The sequence below is a fragment of the Thermoanaerobaculia bacterium genome (assembly GCA_018057705.1).
In the GTDB taxonomy this organism is placed as follows: domain Bacteria; phylum Acidobacteriota; class Thermoanaerobaculia; order Multivoradales; family JAGPDF01; genus JAGPDF01.
Genome location: JAGPDF010000077.1, coordinates 14182 through 22345 on the forward strand (window position 1 = coordinate 14182; position 8164 = coordinate 22345).

Below are 8164 nucleotides of genomic sequence, written 5' to 3' on the forward strand. Positions count from 1 at the left end.
CGGACGCTGCCGAAAGGCCCAGGGCCTCGGCGAAAGAGGGTGTCGCTTCGCGGGCGAGGAGCTCGGCGGGCAACTCCCCGGCACGTTCGGCCGGGATCAGCTCGAAGGTCCGAAGCGTCGGCGCCGCCTCGTCGAGAGGCTCGAACGAGGCCCTCGCCGGCGCGCTCGCGGACGCAAGCAGGAGGCCGAGCGCAACGCTCAGCCCCGCTTTCGACATTGGGGAGTACCGCTTCATAAGACTGGCCCTGAAGTCTATACCCGGAAGGGACCCGGGAGCCAGCCTCGGGGGAGGGCTACTCGTAGCGCAGGGCGTCGATCGGATCGAGCTTGGCGGCGCGGTAGGCGGGGAAGATGCCGAAGACCAGGCCGACGGTCATCGAGACCCCCAGGCCGACGGCGATCGACCAGAACGGGGCGGCGGCGGCGAGCGGCGAGAAGGTCCGCACGACCAGGGCGATGCCGAGCCCGACGCCGACGCCGATCACTCCGCCCACCGCCGAGAGCGTCACCGCTTCGATCAGGAACTGGGTGAGGATGTCCTGGCGGACGGCGCCCAGAGCCTTGCGGAGGCCGATCTCCTTGGTGCGCTCCGTGACCGATACGAGCATGATGTTCATCACCCCGACGCCGCCGACGAGCAGCGAGATCGAGGCGATGAGGAGCATGGTCAGCGCAACGCCGCCGGTGACCGCCTGGAAGTTCCCGATCAGCTTGTCGGGAGTCATGATGCCGAAGTCGTTCGGCTTGTTGAACGGCACGCCGCGGCGCAGGCGCAGGACGTTGGTGCCCTCCTCGACGATCTGGGCCGTCAGCAGGGGATCCTTCGGCACGGTCGCGATGTTGACGCCGTTGCCTTCCTTCTCGACCCAGGGGAAGGCCTGGTCGAAGGTCGTGATCGGCAGGTAGACGTGCGCATCCGTGGACTCGAACATCGTCGCGCCCTGCTCTTCCATCACGCCGATGACCTCGTAGCGCCGGCCGCCGAACTGCACCCACTTGCCGATCGGGTCGACGAACGGGAAGATCGCGTCGGCGATGTCGAAGCCGATGACGATCACTTGTGCCGAGCGCCGCACGTCGGTCTCGTTGATGAACCTGCCCTCGCCGGTCTGCTTGGAGTTGGCGTCGAGATAGTCGGGGACCACCCCGACGATGGTGTCGGGATTCGCCTCTTCGCCGTCGAAGTTGACCGTCGGGACCGAGCTGCCGTTGTTCCCCGGGAACCAATAGCGCTCCGGCGACACCGACCGCATCGACGGGCAGAGCTCCTTCATCGCGATGGCGTCCTCGTAGGTCAACGGCTTTCTCTGGCGCATCTCGGGATCACGCTGGTTGCCGGGACCGAACTGCGGGTCGTACTTCTGGAACTGAACGAGCGTCGCACCGAACGACTCGAAGCTCGCCGTGACGCTGTTGTTGAAGCCGGCGATGAGCGACACCATGGCGATCACCGTCGACACACCGATGACGATGCCGAGCACGGTGAGGGCGGCGCGCAGCTTGTGCGCCAGGATCGCGGTCTTGGCGAACAGGACGTTCTCGAGAAAGCCGCGTCGCAACGCGGCGAAGAAGGCCTTACTCATAGCGCAGCGCCTCGATCGGCGTCAGGTTCGCCGCCTTCCGGGCCGGAAAGTAGCCCGCGAAGAATCCGGTCACGACCGAGAGCAGGAGACCGACGGTGACGAGCCCCGGGGTGACCTTGGTAGGCAGAGGGAAAGCGGCCGAGAGCCCCCAGGCGATCAGCATGCCGAGCGCCACGCCGGCGAGCCCGCCGCCCAGCGAAAGCATCACGGCCTCGGCGAGAAATTGGCGGCGGATGTCCTTCTTCTGCGCCCCGAGCGCGCGGCGGATGCCGATCTCGCGGGTGCGCTCGATCACCGAGACCAGCATGATGTTGGCGATGACGATGCCGCCGACCACGAGCGAGATGCCGGAGATGAAGATCACCAGCGCGAAGGCGCCGGCCGAGATCTGCCGCCAGACCGCCTCGACGGCGCCGGCCGAGATCAGGCCGAACGGGTCCTTGCCGCCGAACGGGGTGTGGCGGCGCGCGCGCAGGATGCCGCGCACCTCGTCCTGGGCTTTCTCGAGCCCGGACATGCCCTCCGCCGGGCGGACGAAGAGGGTGAGGCTCCGGCGCGTTCCGAACTGCTTGCGGAACGTGCCCAGCGGCACGAAGACCTGCTTGTCCTGGTTGCGTCCGAGCACCGCTCCCTGCTTGCGCAGCAGGCCGATGACCTTGAACGGCTTGCCTTCGACCCAGACAAGGCGGCCGAGCGGGTCGAGCTGCCCGAAGAGCTCGGTCTTGATGTCGGAGCCGATCACCACCATCGGCGCGGCGTGCTCGACCTCCGAGTCGACGAAGAAGCGTCCGGCCTCGAGGTCCAGATTGCTGAGGACAGCCATGTTGGCCGTGGTTCCGTTGACCTGGACCTCGTCGAGCTTCTCGCCCTCGCGCTTCAGGGTCTGGTTGGAACGCGCCGATATCCCGACAGCGCCGCAGGCGGAGCAGAGCCGCTCGACGGCGCGGGCGTCGTCGACGTTGATCCGCTTGCGCTTCAACGCCTCGAGGAACTCCTCCTGGCTGGTGATGATGCCGAACTGGGTGATCACGAAGACGTCCGGCGAGAGCGAGAAGAGCTGCTCGGTGACGAAGTCGTTCAGGCCCGTGACGATCGACACCACGGCGATGACGGTCATTACCCCGATGATCACGCCGAGGAGCGTCAGAAAGCTGCGCAACTTGTTGGTGCGCAGGGCGGTTACGGCGATTCGAAGGGTCTCCATGGCGCTCGGCGTCGAGGGGAGGGCCGCTCGTCAGTCCTTCTTCTTGCCCGACTTGTCGTCCGACTTCTTGGGCTCTTCGAGCCGTACGCGGTCGCCGTCCTTGATCTCGCGCAGCGCCTTGAAGGGGCCGGTGATGACCTCGTCGCCGTCCTCGAGGCCGCTCTGGATCTCGACCTGGGTCTCGCCGGTTATGCCGGCGGTGACAACGGCGAAAGCGGCGGTCTTCTTCTTGCCGTCGGTCTTGAGGATGTAGACGCCCTCCTCCTCCTCAGGCTTGGCCTCGCCCTCGGTCTCCTTCTCGCGCACCACGAGGGCCTGGATCGGCACCGCCAGCACGCCGGCGGCCGTGCCGGTGAGGATGTCCGCCGAGCAGGAGAATCCGGGTCGCATGGTGGGCGGCAGGTCCTGGAGCTGGATCCGGACCTCGAAGTTGACGGCGGCGTCGGTCGATCCGCCGGCCGAGGCGATCGGGCTCGAGCCGACCTCGGTCACGATGCCCTCGAACTTGCGCTCACCGAAGGCGTCGATCCGGACCTCGGCGGTCTGGCCGACCTTGACGTTCGGAATGTCGGTCTCGTCGACCTCCATCACCGCTTCGACGGTGCCCATGTCGGAGATCGTCATCAGCTTGGTGCCGGGATTGTTCATCGTGCCGATGACCGCGACCTCGCCCTCTTCGACCGGCAGGGCGGTGATCACGCCGTCGATCGGCGACAGCATCTTGGTCTTCGACAGCTCGTCCTGGGCTCCGGCCAGGTTGGCGCGCGACTGCGCGATGCGGCGCTCGACCGCCTTCCAGTTGGCATCGGCGCCCTCGAAGGCGGCGCGGGCGCGGTCGACGTCGGCCTGCGGAATGATCTGGTCGTTGAACGAGCGCTCGGCGCGTTCGAAGTTCTTCTTCGCCTCTTCGGCCTGGGCGCGGGCGGCGTCGCGGTCGAAAAAGAGCGCCTTGAGAGATTCCTCGGCGCCGACGGCGGTCGCGCGGCGCTGGGTGAGGTCGATCTGCAACAGGAAGTCGCCCTTCTTGACCGCATCGCCCTCGCGCACCGCGAGGTTCACGATCTGGCCCATGACGTTGGCGGAAAGGTCGACTTTGCGCTGGGCCTCCGTCTTGCCGGTGGCCGTGACCAGGCTCCGGAGATCGGTCCGTTCGGCCTTCTGGACCGTCACGACCGGGAACTTCTTGTCGGCCCCACTGATCATCTTTGCGGCCACTCCGATCACGATCAGGACAGGAATCCCGATCGCGAGGATCTTCTTCGTCCGAGTCATCTCGCTGCTCCTATTGGAATCAACTGCTTGAATCTTCTACGCGGCAGGGCCGAGAATGTTCCAGCGCCGGGGGAGAAAGATCCCTGACCGGCGGCGCCGGATGAGAGGATATCTCTATGCACGGGGAGCTCTCACTGGTCACCACCATCGCGGTCGCCCTGGGCGCGGCCCTGCTGCTGGGTTTCCTCGCACTGCGCCTGAAGCTGCCGGCCATCGTCGGCTACCTGCTCGCCGGCGTCTTGATCGGGCCGGCCACCCCGGGCTTCGTGGCCGACGTCGACCTCGCCCAGCAACTGTCGGAGATCGGGGTGATGCTCCTCATGTTCGGGGTGGGGCTGCACTTCTCGCTCGACGACTTGAAGGAGGTCCGGGGGATCGCCGTCCCCGGTGCCCTGGCGAAGATCGCCCTCGCGACTTTCCTCGGGATGGGGGCCGCCCACTTCTGGGGTTGGACCCTGGGGGCCGGCCTGGTGTTCGGCCTGGCTCTCTCGGTGGCCAGCACGGTCGTGCTGCTGCGCGCCCTCGAGGATCGCGGACTGGTCGACTCGTTGAACGGACGCATAGCGATCGGATGGCTCCTGGTCGAGGACCTCGTCATGGTCCTGGTCCTCGTGCTACTGCCGGCGCTCGGTGGTTTTCTGGGCGCCCCCGCCGCGAGCGCCGCACCTGCCGCCGCGCCGCTCTTCAGCGCCAGCAGCCTTGGCCTCGCACTTCTCCTGGCGATCGTGCAGCTGGGAATCTTCGTCGGCGTCATGCTGGTGGGCGGAAGGAGGCTCTTTCCCTGGCTCCTCTGGCAGGTGGCCAAGACCGGCTCGCGCGAGCTCTTCACCCTCTGTGTCATGGCGGCGGCGGTGGGCATCGCCTACCTCTCTTCGGCGGTCTTCGGCGTTTCCTTCGCCCTCGGCGCCTTCTTCGGCGGCATGATGCTGCGCGAGTCGGCGCTCGCGCACCGCGCGGCCGAAGAGTCGCTGCCGTTCCGGGACGCCTTCTCGGTTCTCTTCTTCGTCGCCGTCGGCATGCTCATCGACCCCGCGATTCTGATGCGCGAGCCGGCCCGTGTCGCGGTCGTCGTCGCGATCATCATCGTCGGCAAGTTCGCGATCGCCTTTGGATTGGTGCTGCTCTTCCGCTATCCGCTGAACACCGCATTGACGATCGCGGCGACCGGAGCGCAGATCGGCGAGTTCTCGTTCATCCTCGCCGGCATGGGTGTTGGTCTCGGGCTCCTGCCGGTCGAAGGGCGGGATCTGATCCTCGCCGGAGCGCTGGTATCGATCAGCCTCAACCACATCGTCTTCGCCGCGCTCCAGCCGGCCCAGGCCTGGATCCGGAGGCGCTCGGCGTGGGCCAACGCCCTGGAAAGGCCGGTCGACCCGCTGGCCGCCCTGCCGATGGAGGTGGGGGAGAAGGAGCTCACCGGTCACGTCGTGCTGGTGGGCTTCGGGCGAGTCGGGCGCCGCATCGGCGAGGCGCTGGCAGCGAACGGGGTGCACTTCGTCGTCGCCGACCGCAACCGCGAGATCGTCGAAGACCTGCGCGCCCGCGGCGTGCATGCGGTCTCCGGCGATGCTTCGGATCCGGTGGTCATGGCGCAGACCCACGTCATGCGCGCCCGCATGCTGGTGATCGCGACACCGGACGCCTTCGCGACCCGGAAGATGATCGAGATCGCGCGCATCCTGAACCCCGGTATCGACACCGTCGTCCGGACGCATAGCGAGGAAGAGGCGGAGTTCCTTCGCGAGGAGCGCGTCGGCAGGGTCTTCATGGGCGAGCAGGAGCTCGCGGCAGGAATGATGGTCTACGTCGAAGAGCGGCTCGAGGCAGCAGGGCCGGCGCCGCGCTGACGGATCTCCTCAGAGGTCGCGGGAGTTGCGGAGATCGCGCTCTTCGCGTCGCCGTCCGGCGCCCCGAGCGAGCTCGATGGCCTGGTCGAACAGGTCGCGAGCGATCTCCTGTCTTCCGCCCGCCCGTTCGAGCGTCGCTTGCGCGGTGAGCAGCGCGATCCGCCGTGAGACGCTGCTCGACCGCGTCGCATCGTCGCCGAAGAGGGCCAGCCGTTCACGTGCCGGGTGGAGCTCTCCGGAAACGGCGTCGAGGCGCGCCAGGACCGACTGGGCGAGGGCCATCGGAGCGCTGGTGGCGCTGCCCTCCGGAAGGCGGCCCAGCGCCCGGAGCGCCGTCGCCCGGGCGGCCTCGGTGTCGCCAGCGCGGAGCAGGGCCGTGGCATGGGCCGCCTCGGTCGCCGCGGCGAAATCGAGATGTCCTTTCGCGATCGCGAGCTCCTCCGCGGCCCCGAACTCGCGCCGCATCGCTGTCCGGTCTTCGCGGGCGTCGGCCCAGAGTCCCCGGAGGGCATAGGAACTGATCAGGCCGAGATAGCCACCGGTCTTTGTGCCGCACAGTTCGAGCTCGCTGGCGAGCGGCTCGATCCGGTCGAGATCGCCGGCGGAGACCGCGATGGCTCCCCGGAGGTAGAGCGCAGCGACGAGCGCCGACTTGTCGTCGACGTTGCGGAGCATCGCGGCCGCCTCGTCGAGGCTGGCGATCGCTTCCGGACGACGGCCCAGGTCGTCGAGCGCCTCGGCGTGCGCGGCCAGGACCTCGCCGAGCCGGAATGGATTTCCCTCCCGCCGCCGGTCGGCGACGGCCTCTCGCAGGAGGGCCTCGCCGCGCCCCGGGTCGCCGCGAAAGGTGGACAGCTGCCCGAGATTGTGCAGCATGAGCGTCGGCGGCGATCCTCCCTGACGCGCTGCGTCGATCGAGCGCTCGAGCAGGCCCTTTCCCTCGTCGAGCTCGCCACGGATCAGATGTTCGATCGCGAGATCGTTGAGCACGCGGGCGAGCGCCTCGAGATCGCGAGCACGCTCGAAATGGACCCGCGCGAGGTCCATCTCGCGATAGGCCTCGGCGCGCTCGCCGAGCGTCGACAGGAGCCGGCCACGGGAGGCTCGAATCTGGCCCAGGAGCTCGCCGCGTTGCCGGGCGATCGCGCCGTCGAGCGCGCGGGTGAACAGGACGAGCGCACGCTGCGGCTCGTCCGAGGAGTTGGCGAGCGTCGCGTCGACGTAGTCGAGCAGTGGATCGCCCGGAGTCCCCGGAATCTGGCGCAGGCGCGCCGCGATCAGTCTCGCCTCCGGCAGCCGGCGCCTCTGATCGAGCGCGAGGGCGAGGTGAGCGCCGGCTTCGCGACTCTCCGGAGCGGCGGCGAAGCCACGTTCGAGCCCGGGAATGTCGCTCGCGTCGAGATGACCAAAGGGAAAGGTGCGCGGCGGGGGCTCGGTGACAGCGGCCGCGACCGGTCTCTCCGGCAGAGCTCCTGGATCGGAGTCCGAGGGTCGGAGTGCCCAGGCAGCAAGGATCGCAGCGACGACCGCGATCGCCGCGCAGGCAGCGATCGCGATGACGGCGGCCGCCGAAGCGCGAGGGAACTGTCGCCAGAGGAGGCGCCTCGCCGTGCGCCGCAGACCGCCCCCCGCTCGCGCCGCGACCGCACCCCCGGCGAGAAGGCGCTCGAGGTCGCGCCCGAGCTCGCCGGCGTCACCGTAGCGATCGTCCGGACGCTTGGCGAGCGCCTGGAGGCAGATGTCCTCGAGCGCGACGTCGAGACCGGAGAGGTCGGGCTCGGTTTCGAGGACCGCCTGCTCGTAGGCCGCCGCGGATTGTGTCGAGGCCGCGAACGGGCGCCGGCCGGCGAGCAGCTCGCACAGCACGACCCCCAGCGCGAAGACGTCGGTCGCGGGCGATACCGGATCGCCGCGGAACTGCTCGGGCGCCGCGTAGGCGGGAGTCAAAGCCCGCGTGCCGGTGCGCGTGACGGCGGCGTCGGCTTCGGCTCCCGGAACGAGGAGCTTGGAGATGCCGAAGTCGAGCAGGCGGGGCCGGCCCTGGCGATCGATGAGCAGGTGGCGAGGTTTCAGGTCGCGATGGACGACTCCGCGCTCGTGCGCGTAGCGGATCGGTTCGAGAACGGCGAGAAAGAGCCGGATCCGCTGCGTGAGATCGAGCTCGTGCTCGGAGGCCCAGGTCAGCAGGTCGACGCCGTCGACGAACTCGAGAGCCAGATACCAGATCCCCTCGGGAGAGCGGCCGCCGTGCAGGAATC

At 68.5% G+C, this 8164-nt stretch carries 6 protein-coding genes; 1 reads left to right on the forward strand and 5 read right to left on the reverse strand.

The annotated features are described in order from the left end of the window. The 4 genes from KBI44_17885 to KBI44_17900 form a co-directional block, all read right to left on the reverse strand. Positions 1–217, reverse strand: a 217-nt coding sequence (locus KBI44_17885) for a hypothetical protein (protein MBP9146354.1), incomplete at its 3' end; no start/stop codon positions are given. Between the two features lie 76 nt (positions 218–293). Then, the gene (locus tag KBI44_17890) at positions 294–1583 is read right to left on the reverse strand and encodes an ABC transporter permease (protein ID MBP9146355.1); all 1290 of its coding nucleotides are present in this window, start codon (positions 1581–1583) and stop codon (positions 294–296) included. Beyond that, entirely contained in the window at positions 1576–2787 is a 1212-nt protein-coding gene (locus KBI44_17895; protein MBP9146356.1) for an ABC transporter permease, read from the reverse strand. The genes KBI44_17890 and KBI44_17895 overlap by 8 nt, the downstream gene beginning before the upstream one ends. Positions 2788–2817: 30 nt before the next feature. Beyond that, positions 2818–4059 (reverse strand): efflux RND transporter periplasmic adaptor subunit, encoded by a 1242-nt coding sequence (locus tag KBI44_17900; protein ID MBP9146357.1) that lies wholly within the window; start codon positions 4057–4059, stop codon positions 2818–2820. A gap of 116 nt (positions 4060–4175) precedes the next feature. Here KBI44_17900 and KBI44_17905 point away from each other — a divergent pair, with 116 nt between their 5' ends. Further along, positions 4176–5906 carry a cation:proton antiporter gene (locus KBI44_17905; GenBank protein ID MBP9146358.1) on the forward strand — a complete coding sequence of 577 codons (1731 nt, stop codon included), beginning with the start codon at positions 4176–4178 and terminating at the stop codon, positions 5904–5906. A 9-nt stretch (positions 5907–5915) separates the two neighbouring features. On the opposite strand, the gene KBI44_17910 is transcribed toward KBI44_17905, so the two are convergent. Then, the coding region (locus KBI44_17910; GenBank protein MBP9146359.1) for a protein kinase at positions 5916–8164 on the reverse strand (2249 nt) is incomplete at its 5' end.